Origin of the sequence: Burkholderia metallica (genome assembly GCF_001718555.1) — a bacterium.
Classification (GTDB): domain Bacteria; phylum Pseudomonadota; class Gammaproteobacteria; order Burkholderiales; family Burkholderiaceae; genus Burkholderia; species Burkholderia metallica.
Genome location: NZ_CP013402.1, coordinates 190,235 through 207,346, shown reverse-complemented (window position 1 = coordinate 207,346; position 17,112 = coordinate 190,235). Strand labels below are relative to the sequence as shown.

13 protein-coding genes are annotated in these 17,112 nt (G+C 66.2%); 1 reads left to right on the top strand and 12 read right to left on the bottom strand.

Annotated elements, in window-relative coordinates; genetic code table 11:
* The first annotated feature begins 14 nt into the window (after positions 1-14).
* Positions 15-989 (top strand): WD40/YVTN/BNR-like repeat-containing protein, encoded by a 975-nt coding sequence (locus WJ16_RS16850; RefSeq protein ID WP_084636048.1) that lies wholly within the window; start codon positions 15-17, stop codon positions 987-989.
* 460 nt (positions 990-1,449) lie between these two features.
* Here WJ16_RS16850 and WJ16_RS16845 read toward each other — a convergent pair whose 3' ends face one another.
* The 12 genes from WJ16_RS16845 to WJ16_RS16790 all read right to left on the bottom strand — a co-directional run bounded on the left by WJ16_RS16845 (position 1,450) and on the right by WJ16_RS16790 (position 17,024).
* Positions 1,450-3,087, bottom strand: a complete 1,638-nt coding sequence (locus WJ16_RS16845) for a GMC family oxidoreductase (protein WP_069258225.1) — start codon at positions 3,085-3,087, stop codon at positions 1,450-1,452.
* A 416-nt stretch (positions 3,088-3,503) separates the two neighbouring features.
* A complete protein-coding gene (locus WJ16_RS16840; RefSeq protein WP_069258224.1) occupies positions 3,504-4,454 on the bottom strand; it encodes an alpha/beta hydrolase in 951 nt (316 codons plus the stop codon).
* A 33-nt stretch (positions 4,455-4,487) separates the two neighbouring features.
* The gene (locus WJ16_RS16835; protein ID WP_069258223.1) at positions 4,488-5,978 is read right to left on the bottom strand and encodes a flavin-containing monooxygenase; all 1,491 of its coding nucleotides are present in this window, start codon (positions 5,976-5,978) and stop codon (positions 4,488-4,490) included.
* 471 nt (positions 5,979-6,449) lie between these two features.
* On the bottom strand, positions 6,450-7,433 hold the full coding sequence (locus WJ16_RS16830; RefSeq protein ID WP_069258222.1) for an alpha/beta hydrolase: 984 nt from the start codon (positions 7,431-7,433) through the stop codon (positions 6,450-6,452).
* Between the two features lie 12 nt (positions 7,434-7,445).
* Positions 7,446-8,909 carry a flavin-containing monooxygenase gene (locus tag WJ16_RS16825; RefSeq protein ID WP_084636047.1) on the bottom strand — a complete coding sequence of 488 codons (1,464 nt, stop codon included), beginning with the start codon at positions 8,907-8,909 and terminating at the stop codon, positions 7,446-7,448.
* A gap of 52 nt (positions 8,910-8,961) precedes the next feature.
* Complete coding sequence (locus tag WJ16_RS16820; RefSeq protein ID WP_069258221.1) at positions 8,962-10,128, bottom strand: iron-containing alcohol dehydrogenase; 1,167 nt, start codon at positions 10,126-10,128, stop codon at positions 8,962-8,964.
* A gap of 29 nt (positions 10,129-10,157) precedes the next feature.
* Positions 10,158-11,627 carry an NAD-dependent succinate-semialdehyde dehydrogenase gene (locus WJ16_RS16815; protein WP_069258760.1) on the bottom strand — a complete coding sequence of 490 codons (1,470 nt, stop codon included), beginning with the start codon at positions 11,625-11,627 and terminating at the stop codon, positions 10,158-10,160.
* A 774-nt stretch (positions 11,628-12,401) separates the two neighbouring features.
* Positions 12,402-13,157, bottom strand: a complete 756-nt coding sequence (gene hutC / locus WJ16_RS16810) for a histidine utilization repressor (protein WP_069258220.1) — start codon at positions 13,155-13,157, stop codon at positions 12,402-12,404.
* 67 nt (positions 13,158-13,224) lie between these two features.
* Positions 13,225-14,718, bottom strand: coding sequence for an HAL/PAL/TAL family ammonia-lyase (locus tag WJ16_RS16805; protein ID WP_069258219.1), 1,494 nt, complete (start codon positions 14,716-14,718; stop codon positions 13,225-13,227).
* Between the two features lie 7 nt (positions 14,719-14,725).
* Positions 14,726-15,517, bottom strand: coding sequence for an ABC transporter ATP-binding protein (locus WJ16_RS16800; RefSeq protein WP_069258218.1), 792 nt, complete (start codon positions 15,515-15,517; stop codon positions 14,726-14,728).
* A gap of 27 nt (positions 15,518-15,544) precedes the next feature.
* Entirely contained in the window at positions 15,545-16,291 is a 747-nt protein-coding gene (locus WJ16_RS16795; RefSeq protein ID WP_069258217.1) for an ABC transporter permease, read from the bottom strand.
* A gap of 10 nt (positions 16,292-16,301) precedes the next feature.
* On the bottom strand, positions 16,302-17,024 hold the full coding sequence (locus WJ16_RS16790; RefSeq protein WP_069258216.1) for an ABC transporter permease: 723 nt from the start codon (positions 17,022-17,024) through the stop codon (positions 16,302-16,304).
* Between the last annotated feature and the right edge of the window lie 88 nt (positions 17,025-17,112).

The window sequence follows — 17,112 nt, the reverse complement described above, 5'->3', positions numbered from 1 at the left end:
AAGAAGAGGATTCCATGACCCTGAATCGCAAGGTTCTCTCCGTTTCGGCCGCCATCGTCGTCTTCGGCGCGCTGCTGGGCGGCATGCAATGCGCGGTGGCCGCGCCGGAACTCAGGCCCGTTCCGGCCGTCCAGTCCGGCATCGCCACCCAGTCGCCGGTGCTGGATGCCGCGTGGGCGGGCCAGCGGGTGGTCAGTGTCGGTGCGAACGGCATCGTGCTGCTGTCCGACGATCGCGGTGCAACGTACCGACAGGCGAAGGCCGTGCCCGTGAGCTCGACGCTGACGTCCGTCAGTTTCATCGATGCCAGGACAGGATGGGCCGTGGGCCACTGGGGCGCCATCCTGAAGACGACCGACGGCGGCGAGACGTGGGAGATTCAACGACTCGCGACGACCGAGGATCGCCCGCTGTTCGGCGTCCACTTCATCGATGCGAACCACGGCGTAGCCGTCGGCCTCTGGTCGCTCATCCTCGTCACCGACGACGGCGGCAAGACCTGGACGAAAAAAGACGCCGTGCTTGCGAACGGCAAGAAGTCGGACCTGAATCTGTTCGGCCTTTTCTCGAACGGCAACGGCGATATTTTCGCGACCGCCGAGAAGGGGCAGCTCTTCGTGTCCCGGGACAAGGGCAACACGTGGGAGAGCATCGAGACCGGTTACAAGGGGTCGTTCTGGTGCGGCGTGGCGCTTCACGACGGGGTGCTGCTGGTCGGCGGGCTGCGCGGCACGCTGATGCGAAGCGACGACAACGGCCATACGTGGTCGCGCGCGACGCTCGATACCCGGAATTCGATCACCGCGCTCGCGTCCAGAGGCACCACGATATTGGCGGTGGGCGTCGACGGGTTGCAGGCGCAAAGCACCGACGACGGAAAAACGTTCCAGCGCTCGCATACCGGGACCGGGACGACATACACCGCGGCGCTGCCCTCGCCGGGCGACAAGTGGCTGATTTTTTCCAGCGACGGGGTCGTTGCTCAGTAAGCGTCGATTCGATGCGTGGTTGGTGCAGCGGGCCGGGGTCGTGAAAAACGGCGCGCTGTGTCGATGCCTTTCCGACCTGACGTGAATGGTGTAGCGACAGGGCGATCGCGTTTTCCTCTGCCGCCATGCAGGGCTGATCTGCTGTCGAGGTCGCTCGTTGCTGCGACCGGTCGCCGTGTGGCGAGCGAGCGCGGGGCGTTTTGCGAGTGTCGATGCAGGCGAACCAGCACACGGCACACCAGCGGCGAGCCGCGTTACCACTCAATCGCTTGGCGAGAGCAAGCCCGCGAGGCCTCCAAAGCGCCCCGCCCTGCCTCGCCTCAACCTGCCAGCAAGCCCCGCCCCTTCGACGGCGACCGTCGCCGCGCATTCGATGCTCGCAACGTCCGTGCGCGATCGAGGCATGCGTGCCGACGCATGCCGTCGCGAGAAGGAACCGCTCGAATCACGCTTCGAACCTTCACTTCGGCATCGCGGCCGGCGTCGGCATCGCCGCCGGGAATCGCGTGATCCCCCGAATCATGTCCGACGCTTTTTCGCCGATCATGATCGTCGGCGCATTCGTGTTCGCACCGACCAGCGTCGGCATGATGGACGCGTCGACGACACGCAAGCCCTCCGTGCCCCGGACGCGCAATTGCGCATCGACGACGGCAAGCGCATCGTTCCCCATCCGGCAGGTGCCGACCGGGTGGTAAACGGTGTCGGTCCGTTCGCGCAGCAACGCACGAATGTCGTCGTCGGAGGTCGACCGGGACGCGAACGTGTCCTCCGTCACGAACGCCGACATCGCCGGCGCCGCCATCAACCGCCGGGTCAGCTTGTAGCCATCGACCAGCACGTCGAGATCATCCGCGTGCGCGAGGAACGCCGGGTCGATCAACGGCGCATCGACGGGATCCGCGCTGCGCAGCTTGACCGTGCCTCGGCTCTTCGGCCTCAACAGGCACACATGGCAGGAAATCCCGTGTCCGAGCTGCAGCTTCCTGCCGTGATCGTTGACGGGCGCGACGACGAAGTGCATCTGCACGTCCGGCCGCTCCATATCGGGGCGCGTCTTCAGGAACGCACCGCCTTCGGCAAAGTTGGTGGTCAGCGTGCCCGTCCGCGCATGCCGGTATTGCCGGATGTCGCCCAGCGTCTTGAGCCCGCCGCGTAACGACACGCCGAGCGCATCCAGGCTGTTCGTCTTGTAGCTGACGACGAAGTCCGGGTGATCCTGCAGGTTCTCCCCGACGCCCGGGAGATCGGCGACGACCGCGATGCCGTGACGCTGCAGTTCGGCCTTCGGCCCGACACCCGACAACATCAGCAACTGGGGCGACTGCAACGCGCCCGCGCAGAGGATCACCTCTTTCTTTGCCCAGACCGTCTCGACGTTCCCCGCACGCACGATTTCGACGCCCACGGCCCGATGGCCGTCGAACACGATGCGCGTGACCTGCGCCCCGGTTTCCACCGTCAGGTTGGCACGCGCCTTCATATGCGGGAAAAGATACGCACGTGCGGCGCTCCAGCGCTCGCCATGCTTCTGCGTCACCTGGTAAATGCCGACGCCTTCCTGCTCCGCACCGTTGAAATCATCGGTAATCGGCAGCCCGCATTGTCGTCCGGCTTCCAGCCAGCGCGCCTGAAACGGATTGTCCGTGCGCAGATCGCTGACCCAAAGCGGGCCGCCGCGCCCGTGCCATTCGTTGCCGATCCGCTCGTTGTGCTCGCTTCGCTTGAAATACGGGAACACGTCGTTCCACGCCCAGCCGTCGTTGCCGAGCGCGGCCCAGTCGTCGTAGTCGGCATGATGGCCGCGCGTGTACACCATTGCATTGATCGCGGACGAACCGCCCAGCGCCTTGCCGCGCGGCTGGTAGCCGCGCCGCCCCTGCAGCCCCTTCTGCGGAACGGTCTCGAACGCCCAGTTGTTCAGCCGCGACGGGATCATCAGCACGAGCGCGGCGGGAATGTTGATCGGCCATCCGTCGCCGGTGCCGCCGGCTTCGAACAGGCACAGCGTCACATCGGGGTCCTCGGTCAAACGCGACGCCAGCACGCTGCCGGCCGAACCGCCGCCTACAACAAGATAATCGAATGAATTCTTCACGGGTCTGCCCAGCCTGATCAAAGGAGGTCGCGACGTACACGCGCCATCACCCGGTCCGGAATTTGGCCGGTGACAGCGGCGACGCCGCCGTTCCATGTAGTTGGAATGGTTAGTTTTGCAAACTGAATTGTCGAGATGCGTGCCGAATTCCGTGGCCTGCACCGTCCCGCACGCATCGGATCAACGCAAACGTTAGCGCGGTTTTCGCAGTCGGCCGATCCGTCGCGAGCGACGATCCCGGCATCGATGACCAGGCGGATGACGGGACGCAGTGCCGTCGCGATGGCACGCGCCCGGCCGCTCGTCGTCGTGCGAAGTGACCGTGTAGCCGCGTCGGCGAGACCGGCACTCGCCCGTCGCACCGCACGCGGCCACGGAACGTCGAACAGCGGGATCAAGTCGCTACCGCGCCCCCGTCAACGGTGCGATGCACTGCCAAGCAGCTGTCGAAAACTCGCGATGCCCTTGTCGATCCACGTCCGGGCACCCGGCGAGATCCCGCCCATGTCGAAGAACCCGTGGAGCATGCCGTCGCACCGGATCGTCTCGACCTTGACGCCGCTCGCGTGCAGCAGGCGGCCGTACGCTTCGCCCTCGTCGCGCAGCGGATCGAATTCCGCGGTAAGGATGACCGCGGGCGGCAACCCGGCAAGGTCCTTCGCACGAATCGGGGCCAGCCGCGCGTCCTCGCGGTTCGTGCCGTCGGACACGTAGTGTCGATCGAACCACGCGATCGTATCGAGGTCGAGCAGGTAGCCTTCGCCGTTCTCCGTGAACGAAGGAAAGGCGGTACGGTCCTGCGCCACTGCCGGGTAGATCAGGAACTGGGCGGCAAGCGCAATGCCGTCGGCATGCAGTTGCTGGGTCGCGACGGCCGCGAGATTGCCGCCGGCGCTGTCGCCGGCCACCGCGACGACGTCGCTTCCGCCCAACTCGCCGGCGTTCGCGATCGCCCAACGGGTCGCGGCAACCGCGTCGTCCGCCGCGGCCGGAAACCGGTGCTCGGGCGCGAGCCGGTAGTCCACCGACACGACGACCGCGTTCGCGCCGCGCGCCAGCTCGCGGCAAATGGTGTCGTGGGTATCCAGATCGCCGATGACGAACCCGCCGCCGTGGAGATACACGACCGTCGGGAGATGACGCGCCTGCGTCGGACGATAAACCCGTGCGCGCAATGTTCCGGCCGCGCCGGGAATGCTCAGGTCTTCCACGCCGTGAACGTCGACAACGGCATCCGGCGTGCGAACGGCGCGTGCCAGGTGCTGCATCAATGCGCGCGCTTCCTGCGGGGTCGACTGCGACAGCGGTTTCGCGCCGGCGCCCGCAAAGGCTTCGAGAAAACCGGCGAGGTGCAAATCGAGTGCCATGACATCACCTTGTAATCGTACGTTGTTCGGAGATCAGCGATACACGAGGACTTCGGCATCCGGGTTCAATTCCGGCAGCGTCTTGCGCTCCTCCTCGTACTCGAAGTGGTGCTGCCACGGCATGCGATCGCCGCGCGAATGCATCTGGTGCTGCGAGCGCATCACGTAGCCGGCATTGAAGTTGTTCGGGTCCGTCCAGGGCAGCCGCTGCATGTCGGCGTCCTCGGCACGCAGGCACGGCTCCACCGTCTTCGCCCCCACCTTGTCCATGTGCGCCAGCACGCGGCACGTGAATTCGCAGACGAGATCGGCGCGCAGCGTCCAGCTCGACCGGTAGTAGCCGTAGATGAACGCCATGTTCGGGATGCCCTCGATCATCATTCCCCGATACGAGACCCGCCTGGTCATGTCGACCGGATCGCCATCGACGCGAAACGCGATCTGGCCGAATGCGCTCATGTCGAAGCCGGTCGCGGTCACCACGATGTCCGCCTGCAGGTGCTCGCCCGATGCCAGCGTGATGCCGCTTTCGTCGAACGATTCGATCGTGTCCGTCACGACGGAGGCCTTGCCGTCCCGGATCGCCGTGAAGAGATCGCCGTCGGGGATCGCGGCCACGCGCTGCTGCCACGGCCGATAGTCGGGATTGAAGTGCTTGTCGACGTCGAACCCTTCCGGCAGTTGTTGCCGGGTCTCGTTGATCAGCCAGTCGCGAACGGCGTCCGGGTTCGCGGCGGACAGATTGATCAGGTCGAACGTCTGCTTCAGGTGCGCGCGCCGCAGAATCTCTGCGCGCCACTCCTCGGGCAAGCTCAGTTCGCGAAGCGTCGCGTCCAGCTGGTGGGTCCAGGGCACCGCAGTGAAGAACGTCGGCGAGCGTTGCAGCATCGTCACGTGCGCCGCGGTGGCCGCCAGCGCCGGAATCAGCGTCGCGGCCGTCGCGCCCGAGCCGATCACGATCACCCGCTTGCCCGCATAGTCGAGATCTTCCGGCCAGTGCTGTGGATGCACGACCGTACCCTTGTAACGATCGAACCCGTTCCACTTCGGCGTATAGCCGTGACGATGGTCGTAGTACCCGGCCCCCAGCCACAGGAAGTCGGTGGTGATCGAAAAGCGTTCGCCCGTATCGTTGCGCAATACCTCGACCGTCCAGCGCTTCTGCTCGCTCGACCAGCTCGCCGTCTGAACCCGGTGCCCGTAGCGGATCTTCGAACCGAGGTCATATTCGTTGATGACCTGGCCCAGATAGCTGTGGATCTCCTCCGCGGTGGCGATCGAACGGCCCTGCCACGGGCGGAATCCGAACGCATACGTGTACAGGTCGCTGTCGGAGCGCGCGCCGGGGTAGCGATGGGTCCACCATGTGCCGCCGAATCCGTCCATCGCTTCGAGGATCGCGAACGAGCGGTCCGGCAGATTCATGCGGAGATGGCAGGCGGCATCGATTCCCGAGATTCCCGCACCAATGATTAGTACATCTACGTGCTCAGCCGAAAGCGCATCTGTCTGTTTCCTGGTCATGAGATCCCTCCGCTGACCGGTTATTGAAAATATCCGTAACGCCGCACAACTAGATCATTCGATTTGGTCAAATGACCATTAAGAAGAAACGCCAGCACGCACACGCGCATGCCGGCGGCAACGCTTCAAACCTGCGCGGGACGATTCCGGCGTCGAGATCGTCTGCACCTCCGGTCCGACAAGTACGCAAGCCATTGGCGCACGCATCGCGGTTTGACCGGTCACCGCCAACATGGTCAATTGACCAACTTGGAAGGTTTCCAGTCTCATGCAGTCGACACGCAATTTGAATCAGGGGTTTCCATGACACGATCGGTTGCGAGGGTGGCGACGTCAATCGTCCGGCGCCCGCAACACGATACGCGCCGGCATCAACTCGGCGGGCACCGCTGGCGGATACGCATCGAGCCGGATCTCGTCCATACGCCCCCTCCTCCGCCCCGTTCGAACGATCGCGCGACAGCCAACGCGTCAAACGGTGAAAGCGTCCTTTCCGGCCAGCCGCCGAACAAAGAACGCGGCGCGATCCAGCAGATATCTCGCTGTAGGAATAGCGCGCGCCGCGGTGACGATGCCGTGATGGTGTGCGGGCAGATGGTGATGCTCGACCGTGCTCCCGGCGCGCGCCGCGCACGACGCGTACGCGATGCCCTCGTCGCACAGCGGGTCGAGTCCCACCGTTGCAATGAACATCGGCGGCTGCCGCCGGCCTTGCGCATGCAGCAGCGGGGACAGGCGCGGATGGTCGAACGGAACGCCGGCCGGCACGTAGTGGCTCCGGAACCAGCGCATCGATTCGGCGACGAGCGGAAACCCGGCCTGAATACGCTGATACGACGGAAGCGACGCCGTGAGGTCCGTCACCGGATAGAACAGGATCTGCCCGACGATTGCAGTGCCCGCCGCCGGTGCCGCGCAAGCCATGACGGTCGCCATGTTGCCGCCGGCGCTGTCGCCCGCCAGGATCACCCGGGACGCATCGATGGACAGCGCGGGCGCGTGGCGGATCAGGTAGTCCAATGCCTGCTCGCAGTCTTCGAGCGGGACCGGCCACCGGTGCTCGGGCGCTCGCCGGTACTCGACCGACGCGACCGGACACCCGCCGTGCCGGGCAAGATGACGGCAGATGCCGTCATGCGTGTCCACGCTCCCGATCACCCAGCCGCCACCGTGAATGAAGACGATCAGCGGACCGCCGTCGACGCGCTCCGCGTCGGGCGGACGATAGAGCCGCACCCGGATGCTGCCGCCCGGCACGGGCACATCGATATCGTGATGGGCGACGGCCTCGTCAGCCGCGATGCCGTTCAATTCGCAGGCGCGCACGAAGTTCGCACGCGACTCGTCGACGGAAAAACTGCCGTAATACCGTCCGCCCAGATCGCGGAACGCCCGAACTGCATCCCGGGCGTCGTCGGCCACTTCCGTCAGCGGCAACCCGTGCACGGATGTCATGTGCGCCCCCGCTCAGATCGCGCTGAACACGCTTTGATCCCATTGCGTCGCGGCGCGGTACTCGTCCACCGTGCCGGGCCAGTTGTTGATCACCTTGCCCTGCGCGTTCTTGTACCAGCTGGAGCAACCCGCCGAAAACGCCGAGCCGATCATCGCCGCCTGCAGCTTGCTGTTGTATTCGTCGAACACGGCCCTGTCGACGTCGACTGCCTTCACGCCGGCCGCGGCCATTCCGCCGATCGCGTCGATGATGTAGTTCTGCTGGATCTCGAGCATCGACACGATGGAGTTGTGATTCAGGTTCGTGTTCGGCCCGTACAGCATGAACATGTTCGGAAAGCCCGGCACCGTGATGCCCAGATAGGCTTCCGGGCCGTCTTCCCATGCCTGGGCCAACGAGCGGCCGGCGCCCCGAACCTGCAGGCTGCCCTGGAATGCCTGACTCTCGAATCCGGTTCCGAACACCACCACGTCGAACGGGAGCAGACGGCCGTCGCGCGTCACGATGCCGTCCTCGACGAACGCTTCCACGCCCGCCGTCTCCAGCGCGACGTTGTCGCGCATCAGCGCCGGATAGTAGTCGTCCGATCGCAGAATCCGTTTGCACGCGAATTCATAGTCCGGCGTCAGTTGCTCGCGCAGTACCGGGTCGGGCACCTGGCGATGCAGATGCGCCAACGCAAGACTCTTGCCTTCCGCCTGCGCGTTCGAACCCATCCGGGTGCGCTCGAACCCCGCTTCACGGAAAGCGTGCAGCGATTTCCTGCTTTCCTCGAACAGATGGGGCTCGCGCTCGTACGCATCGAGCTGCTCCGTCGAGAACACGATCTGATTGCGCGGCATGATCCAGTTCGCGCTGCGCTGGAACACCGTCAGATGATCGACCTTCGGCGCGATGTGCGGCACATACTGCACGGCGCTCGCGGCGTTTCCGATGCTGGCCACCCGCTTGCCGCTCAGGTCCACGTCGTGCCGCCACTCGGCGGAGTGGAAATAGTCGCCTTTGAAATCCGCGAGGCCGCGCACCGCGGGAATCATCGGACGGTTCAGCTGCCCCCAGGCCGGCACGAAGAAACGGGCGGTCAATCGCGAGCCGTCGTTCAGCTCGAACCGCCAGAGGCACGCGCTTGCGTCCCATTCTGCACTGCGAATCTCGCTGTCGAACCGCAGGTGTTCGGTCAGGTCGAACCGCGCGGCAAGCGATTTCAGGTAATTGAGCAGCTCGTTCCTGCCCGCATACATCGCGCTGACGCGCAAATGCGGATGGAAGCTGTAGCAATACAGGTGCGATTCGGTATCGCAGGCTGCGCCGGGATACGAATTGTCCAGCCAGACGCCGCCGAGCCCGGGGCGCTTCTCCAGCACGACGAAGTCGTCGATGCCCGCGATCTTCATGCGGGCAGCCATCCCGAGACCGCCGAAGCCGGCACCCAGAATGACGACCTCGTGATGCTCAATCCTTTCTACGTTGTTCACGATGCACTCTCTATGTTGACGTTACGGCGACGACGGGTTTGCCTGCGTCGGTTCAATAGGCCTGCTCGTACAGGCACAATGCGTCGGCATCCGTGACGACGACCGGATTGTTCTGCAGCAGGCGCTGCTGCTTCATCGCGTCCGCCGCGAGAGCCGGCAGGCTCGAGTGCGTGACACCCACGTCGCGCAGGCGACGCGGCGCGCCGGAACGATCCATCAGGTTTTCCAGGAATGCGATGAACGCGGCCGTGCGTTCGGTGGCGTCGCCCGATCCGCCCACGCCTGCCACGTCGGCCAGTTCCGCATACTGCGAAGCCGCCGCTGCGGCGTTGAATCGCAGCACGGGTGCCAGCATCAACGCGTTGGACAGCCCATGCGGGATATGAAAGTGGCCGCCCAGCGGATAGGCCAGCGCATGGACCGCGGCCACCGGCGCATTCGCGAACGCTTGCCCTGCGAGGGTCGCGCCCAGCAGCATGGCCTCGCGCGCACGACGGTTTTCGCCGTTCTCGCACGCCGGGATCAGGTGGCTCACGAGCAATCGCAGCGCCTCGCGCGCGAGTGCGTCGGAGATCGCGTTCTTCTTGTGCTTGCTGGTATAGGCTTCGATCGCGTGAACCATCGCGTCGATGCCCGTTGCGGCGGTATGGCTGCGCGGCAGACCGACGGTCAGTTCGGCGTCCAGAATCACGCGGTCGGCATACAGTTGCCGCGCGACGATCCCCATCTTGCTCGTTCCGCTCACCGAAACGATGGAGATGTTGGTGACCTCCGAACCGGTACCGGCCGTCGTGGGAATCTGCACCAGCGGCAAGCGCGCGCCCTGCACGTTGCCGATGCCGTACATGTCCGCGAGTGATTGCCGCGACACGGTGAGCACGGCGGCCAGTTTCGCGATGTCCATCGACGAGCCGCCGCCCAGGCCGATCACGACGTCCGCCTCCGCACCGCGCGCGAACTCGGCGCAGCGCGACACCACATCCTCCGGCGGGTCGGCGACGACCTCGTCGAACACCGCGACGTGAAATCCCTCGGCCGCCAGCGACGCTTTCGCCGGCTCCAGCACGCCGGCCTGGTGCAATCCCGCGTCGGTCACGATCAGCACGCGGCGGCGATCCGTCCATGTCGCCATCACCTCGCCCAGGCGGCGCACACAGCCCCATTCCTGAAGAATGGACGGAACGGTTTCGAAGAGCATCGACTGCGCGAGCATTTCCATTGACGTTTCCTTCATGCGGACGTTGGCGGTCAGATCTGCGTACACATGTACTTGATCTCCAGGTATTCCTCGATGCCGTATCGGGAACCTTCACGGCCGAGCCCGGATTGCTTGACCCCGCCGAACGGCGCGACCTCGTTGGAAATCACGCCGGTGTTCAAGCCGACCATCCCGTATTCGAGCGCCTCGCCGACACGCCAGATGCGACCGTGGTCGCGGGTATAGAGATACGCGGCCAGCCCGTATTCGGTATCGTTGGCCATCGCGATCGCGTCGGCTTCGTCGTCGAAGCGGAACACCGGACCGACGGGGCCGAACAGCTCCTCGCGCGCGACACGCATGGCCGGCGTCGCATCGGCAATGACCGTCGGCTCGAAGAACGTGCCGCCAAGCCGATGCGCGTTTCCGCCGGTGACGATCCGCGCGCCCTTGCCGACGGCATCGTCGATCAGCTGATTCAGGTGATCGCACGCGGACTGCTGGATCAGCGGCCCCTGCTGGACGCCCGGCTCCAGGCCGTTGCCGACCTTGAGCGCCTGGACTCGCTGCGCGAGCGCGTCGACGAAGCGGTCGTAGATGCCGGCCTGGACCAGAAAGCGGTTCGCGCACACGCAGGTCTGGCCGCTGTTCCGGTACTTCGACGCCATCGCGCCTTCAACCGCCGCGTCGAGATCCGCATCGTCGAACACGATGAACGGTGCGTTGCCGCCGAGTTCGAGGGAAAGCCGCTTGATCGTCGCGGACGATTGGCTCATCAGCACGCGGCCGACTTCGGTCGAACCGGTAAACGAGAGCTTGCGCACGATCGGGCTGGCCGTGAGCACCGCGCCGATTTCGCGCGACGGGCCGCACACCACCTGCAGTACGCCCGCCGGAATGCCCGCGCGCTCGGCCAGGACGGCGAGCGCAAGCGCCGTCAGCGGCGTCAGGTCCGCCGGACGCACGATGATGGAACACCCCGCGGCCAGCGCCGGCGCGACCTTGCGCGTGATCATCGCCGCAGGAAAATTCCACGGTGTGATCGCGGCGCACACGCCGATCGGCTGACGAATGACGACGATGCGCTTGTCACCTTGCGGATGAGGCATCACGTCGCCGTAGACGCGCTTCGCTTCCTCGGCGAACCATTCGACGAAAGACGCCGCATACGTGATTTCGCCACGGGCCTCAGCCAGCGGCTTGCCCTGCTCCGACGTCATGATGAACGCGAGATCGTCGGCATTCGCAACGATCAGGTCGTACCACGCGCGCAACAGCTTGGCGCGCTCGTGGCTCGTCCGCTTTTGCCAGCCTCGTTGCGCGAGCGCGGACGCCGCAATGGCTTGCTCCACTTCAACCGCGCCGAGACTCGCGACGCGCGCGAGGATTTCACCGGTAGCCGGGTTCGTGACGGGAAACGAGCGCCCGTCCGTGCTCCCCTGCCATCCGGACGCGAGCCACGCGCGCGTCTCCAGCAACGAGCCGTCTCGCAGCCGGGCGCGCAGCGCCGAGGGGTCCATCGCTTGGTTCGTCCTGCCGTGCATCTCGTTCACGAGCACCGTCTCCAGAAATTTTTTTCGACCCACGCGCTTTCAGCCGACAGGCAAAAGCGGCTCGGGCATCCATGTGCGCATGCCCGCTTCATCTCCCGCGATTTCGTCCGGCTTCAGGCAGCCGACACGCGCCGCTCGTTCGAGCGGCGGCTTCCAATTGGGGATGAAGCACGCATGTAGATCATCTGACATGGTCATTTGACCATAAACCATTTTTCGCGGCAACTCAGTAGTTCCACGGGCTATCGGAGGTCTGTAGAGAGAGGGCAATGCGAGGGGGGAAGTCAGACGGCGGAGGAACGCTCGGGGCTGGGGCTAGCGCAGAAGAAGAGAACCGGACGGATGATCCGGGCGCCGCAAGGTCTCGTGATAACGGATCAGTACACGGATCGTCGGGCTACGCACGGTCAGCCCGGCGCAGCGGAGGGGCTGCGACTTGCGCGCAGTGTCGCGGCCGATGGCCACCGGAACATGCACGCACGTACAGTGTGTCGCTCGCGCGGTTCGCCCCCGATGAATGAGGCGCGGCATCAGGACAAGGAGAAAATTGCGATGATCGACAATGCGCGCGGTGTGATAGATACCGACGCGATCAAGAGAGCGCGACATAGCGCGAGCATCTCGGACTCGCATATGCGGTCAACCGACACGCGCGAGCGGCCTGAACACCGATCACGCACGACATGCGCATCAGGAAGCCGGCAGGCAGTGAGGTCAAATCACCGCAACACGCTCGCCGCCTTACACCTTCCCCGCCAGATGAAACCGCGACGCCGGATGCCACAGCTGCACCGACGTCGCCACCTGCCCGCCCACCCACGTGCGCCGCCGCAGCAGCAGACACGGTTCGCCGATTTCCATCACGAGGTGCCGGCGCACCTGCGCATCGGGCTTCTGCGCGTAGATGCGGAACTCCGCGCGCTGGATCGGCGCGAGCCGCACCATGTAGTGGTTCGGCGTCTCGACCGTGAAATCCTGCTCGAGATAGGCGGGAAACAGCGCCGGATTGACGTAGCGATCCTCGAACTGGATCGGCTCGCCTTCCTCGCAATGCACGATGCGCGAATGAAACACCGGCCCCGTACGAAGCCCGAGCGCTTCGATCGCCTCGGGGTCGTCGCTGCGCTCGATCGTCAGCACGCGCGCCGTGTGCCGATGGCCGCGCTCGGCGATCTCGTCCGCGATATTGCGGATCTCGAGCACCGTCGATTCGTAATGACGGCGCTCGACGAAGGTACCCGCCCCCTGGATGCGAGTCAGCACGCGTTCGCTGGTCAGCTCGCGCAGCGCACGCGACACCGTCATCCGCGCCACGCCGAACTCCTTGACCAGTTCGGCCTCGGTCGGAATCGCGCTGCCGGGCTTCCAGTCGCCGTTCGCGATCCGGTCGACCACGTAGCGCTTGATCTGCTGGTACGCAGGCAGCGCACGCGCCGGCACGTCGTCGCCCGGTTCGCCGCCCGGCCGGGCAGCCGTGTATCGTCCCGCTTCGTTCATGCGCCCTCGATCGAATGAAGGTTGAATGCAGATTGAATGACCTGCCGGCCGTCGCGTCGCCGATGCGTCACGCCAGCGACGGCGGTACACCCGCGACGATCGCGGCCGCGGTCGCGAAATCGTCCGCGAGCGGCCGGTCGTCGTGATACACCGGCACGCGTTCGCGCACGTAGCGCCACAGCGCATCGGTCGGCGCCGCCCGCGCCGCGCCGTTCTCCTGCAAATCGTACGCCTGCGCGGCGGCCAGCAACTCGATCGCGAGCACGCGCGTCGTGTTCTCGATGATGTCGAGCGTCTTCAGCGCGGCCGGCGTCGCATGGCACAGATGATCTTCCTGCAAGCCCGACGTGATGCCGCCGTCGAGGCTCGCGGGCGCGGCGAGCCGCTGGTTCTGCGCGACCAGCGCGACCGCGGTGTACTGCGCGATCATGAACCCGGAACACGTGCCGCCCGGCGCCGCGAGAAACGCCGGCAGCCCGCTCACGAGCGGATTGACGAGCCGGTCGAGCCGCCGCTCGGCAATCGCCGCGACCTGCGCCATCGCGGCCGCAAGGCTGTCCATCGCGAGCGCGATGCCCGCGCCGACCGCATGCGCCTGCGAATGGACGGCCGGCGCATCGGGCGTGCCCGCGACGATCGGATTGTCGGTGACGGACGCAAGCTCGCGGTCGACGACGTCCGCCGTGACGGCCAGCACGTCGCGCGCCGCGCCATGCACGTGCGGAATCGTGCGCAGGCTGAGCGGGTCCTGCGTATGCCGCCCGGTCGCCGCGGCGAGCATCGCGCTGTCGGCAAGCATCGCGCGCAGGCGCGCGCCGACATGCCCGATGCCGGGCGAAATGCGCAGCGCCAGCGACGCCGGATCGAACGCGGCGAGCTGGCCGCCGAGATTCTCGAAGCTCGTCGCCGCGACCCAGTCGGCCCAGTCGAGCAAGCGCTCCGCCCGCGCGAGCGCAAGCGCGGCGAGCCCCGTCACGCACGGCGTGCCGTTGACCAGGCTCAACCCTTCCTTCGCGCCGAGGACCAGCGGCTCGCAGCCGATGCGGCGCAAAGCTTCGTCGCCGCGCACGCGTTCGCCGCGATGACGCGCGTGGCCGTGCCCGATGCAGACGAGCGCGACGTGCGCCATGTGCGTCAGGTACCCGACCGAACCGTGCGCCGGCACTTCCGGCAGGCAATCGTGTTCGAGCAGCGCGACGAGCTGGTCGACGATGTCGGCGCGCACGCCCGAATGGCCGTGCGCATAGTTGTTGATCGCGGCCGCGATGATCGCGCGCGTCTCCGCCGCACCGAGCGGCGCGCCGACGCCGACCGCGTGGCTCATCAGAATGTTGCGCGACAGCGCGCCCTGCTGTGCAGGCGACACGATCACGTCGCACAACGCTCCGACGCCCGTGTTCACGCCATACGCGCGGATGCCTTGCGCGACGATCGCGTCGACGAGTTCGCGCGCCGCGACGACACGGCCGCGCGCGTCGTCGGTCAGCGCGAGCGGCGCGCCGGCCGCGACCGCTGCGATCTGCCGCCAGTCGAGCGGCCGTGCCGAACGGAAGACGGTCATGGCGGCCTCAGTTCGCGGCGCGGTCATGATGGCTCGACACGAACTGGCGGAAGCGCTCGGAACACTGGCCGCCGAACAGCTCGCCGGGTGTGCCGTCCGCATCGACCTCGCCTTGATGCAGGAACATCACGCGGTTCGACACGTGCCGCGCGAAGCCCATTTCGTGCGTGACGACGAGCATCGTGCGCCCTTCCTCCGCGAGCGAGCGCATCACGCGCAGCACCTCGCCGACCAGCTCCGGATCGAGCGCCGACGTCGGTTCGTCGAACAGCATCACCTTCGGATGCATCGCGAGCGCCCGCGCGATCGCGACGCGCTGCTGCTGGCCACCGGACAGGTGCGCCGGGTAGTAGCCGCGCTTGTCCGCGAGGCCAACGCGCGCGAGCAGCGCCTCGGCCTCCTCGACCGCTTCCGCGCGACTGCGCTTCTGCACGCGCAGCGGCCCTTCGACGAGATTGTCGAGCACGGTCATGTGCGACCACAGGTTGAAATTCTGGAACACCATCCCGAGCTGCGAGCGGATGCGGTCGACCTGGCGGCGGTCGCCCGGATGCAGCTTGCCGTCGCGCGCGCGCTTCATCTTCAGTTCCTCGCCGGCGAGCGCGACGGTGCCGTCGTCCGGTGTTTCGAGCAGGTTCAGGCAGCGCAGGAAGGTACTCTTGCCCGATCCGCTCGCACCGAGGATCGAGATGACGTCGCCCTCGTGCGCGTCGAGCGAAATGCCCTTCAGCACGTGATGATCGCCGAACGACTTGTGGATGTTCCTGACCGACAGGGCGACGGGAGCAGCAGTGTTCATCGGATTCTCCTGGAAGGAAGGATGCGGTCAGGATGCGACACGCCGGGCGGCGCTGGCGTCGGCGGCGGGCGCGCCGGACGGCTTCGGCCCGCGCAGGTGGCCCGACAGCCGCCATTCGAGCGCACCGAGCACGCGTACGACGATGAAGTTCAGGCCGAGGTAGATGAGGGCCGCGCACACGAACACTTCGGTCGTCCGGTAGGTTTGCTGAATGATCTGCTGCGCGACACCCGTCACCTCCCACACCGTCACGAGGCTCGCGAGTGCGGTCGACTTGACCAGCAATACGGCTTCGGTCGAATACGCGGGCAGGCACTGGCGCAGCGCGATCGGGCCGATCACGCGGCGCAGCAGCGCGAAGCCCGACAGGCCGATCGAATAGCCCGCCTCGATCTGCCCGACCGGGACGGCCATCAGCCCGCCGCGCAGGATCTCGGCCGTGTAGCCGGCCGTGCACAGCGCGAGCGAGAGCACCGCGCACACGTACGGCTCGCGCAGCAGCGGCCACATGAAGCTTTCGCGGATCACGCCGAACTGGCCGAGCCCGTAGTACACGAGAAACATCTGGATCAGCAGCGGCGAGCCGCGAAACACGAGGATGTACGCACGCGCGAAGCGGTTCGGCAGCCAGCGCGGCGACACGCGCATCGTGACGATCACGAGCGACAGCAGGCCGCCGAGCACGAGCGATGCGAAGAACAGGCCGAGCGTGGTCGGCACCGCCGCGAGCAACTGGCGCAGCGTGTCGAACAGGAAGTCGAAATCGAGTGACATGTGCGCTCCGTCAGTTGCGTGCGAAGTTGCGGCGGAACGACCGGCCGACGATCGCTTCAGCCCGGTTGAAGACGCGATTCGACAGCCCCGTCATGACCAGGTAGAGCGCGCCGCCCGCGACGAAGAACACGAAATACTGATGCGTCGAGTTCGCCGCGATCTGGCTCGTGCGCAACAGCTCGGCGAGCCCGGTGACCGAGATCAGCGCCGAATCCTTCAGGCTCAACTGCCACACGTTGCCGATGCCGGGCAACGCGAAGCGCAGCACCTGCGGAATCAGGATGCGGCGCAGGACCATGCCGCGCGGCATGCCGATCGAGCGCGCCGCTTCGAGCTCGCCCTTCGACACCGCGAGCACGGCCGCCCGATACACCTCGGCCTGGTACGCGCCGGAAATCATCCCCACCGCGAGCGCGCCGATCACGAACGGCGGCACGCCGATGAAGCCTTCCGCGCCGAACCACTGGCCGACGGCCGTGACGAGCGTCGAGCCGCCGAAATAGAACAGGTAGATCACGAGCAGTTCGGGTACGCCGCGAAACACCGTCGTGTACAGGTCGCCGAGCAGGCGGGCGCTGCGGTAGCGCGACAGTTTCGCGGCCGCGATCACCGCGCCGATCACGGCGCCGACCGCCAGCGCGGCAAGCGTCAGCGCGACCGTCATCAGCGCGGCGAGCAGCAGCACGCCGCCCCAGCCCTCGGTTCCGAAGCCCAGCATTTCAAGGATCGCCATGCGTGCCTCCCGGCAAGCGTTGATTGGATCGGCAGGATGTGCGCCGCCGCGCGTCGCTCATGCCGCGTGCGCGGCGGCGGCCGGACGC

Excerpts from the sequence above, each read along its gene's own strand:
- WJ16_RS16800 (WP_069258218.1), bottom strand. The coding sequence starts at position 15,517 with ATGAACACTGCTGCTCCCGTCGCCCTGTCGGTCAGGAACATCCACAAG.
- WJ16_RS16820 (WP_069258221.1), bottom strand. The coding sequence starts at position 10,128 with ATGGAAATGCTCGCGCAGTCGATGCTCTTCGAAACCGTTCCGTCCATT.
- WJ16_RS16835 (WP_069258223.1), bottom strand. The coding sequence starts at position 5,978 with ATGACCAGGAAACAGACAGATGCGCTTTCGGCTGAGCACGTAGATGTA.
- WJ16_RS16805 (WP_069258219.1), bottom strand. The coding sequence starts at position 14,718 with ATGACCGTCTTCCGTTCGGCACGGCCGCTCGACTGGCGGCAGATCGCA.
- WJ16_RS16850 (WP_084636048.1), top strand. The coding sequence starts at position 15 with ATGACCCTGAATCGCAAGGTTCTCTCCGTTTCGGCCGCCATCGTCGTC.
- WJ16_RS16830 (WP_069258222.1), bottom strand. The coding sequence starts at position 7,433 with ATGACATCCGTGCACGGGTTGCCGCTGACGGAAGTGGCCGACGACGCC.
- WJ16_RS16840 (WP_069258224.1), bottom strand. The coding sequence starts at position 4,454 with ATGGCACTCGATTTGCACCTCGCCGGTTTTCTCGAAGCCTTTGCGGGC.
- hutC (WP_069258220.1), bottom strand. The coding sequence starts at position 13,157 with ATGAACGAAGCGGGACGATACACGGCTGCCCGGCCGGGCGGCGAACCG.
- WJ16_RS16815 (WP_069258760.1), bottom strand. The coding sequence starts at position 11,627 with ATGGACCCCTCGGCGCTGCGCGCCCGGCTGCGAGACGGCTCGTTGCTG.
- WJ16_RS16790 (WP_069258216.1), bottom strand. The coding sequence starts at position 17,024 with ATGGCGATCCTTGAAATGCTGGGCTTCGGAACCGAGGGCTGGGGCGGC.
- WJ16_RS16795 (WP_069258217.1), bottom strand. The coding sequence starts at position 16,291 with ATGTCACTCGATTTCGACTTCCTGTTCGACACGCTGCGCCAGTTGCTC.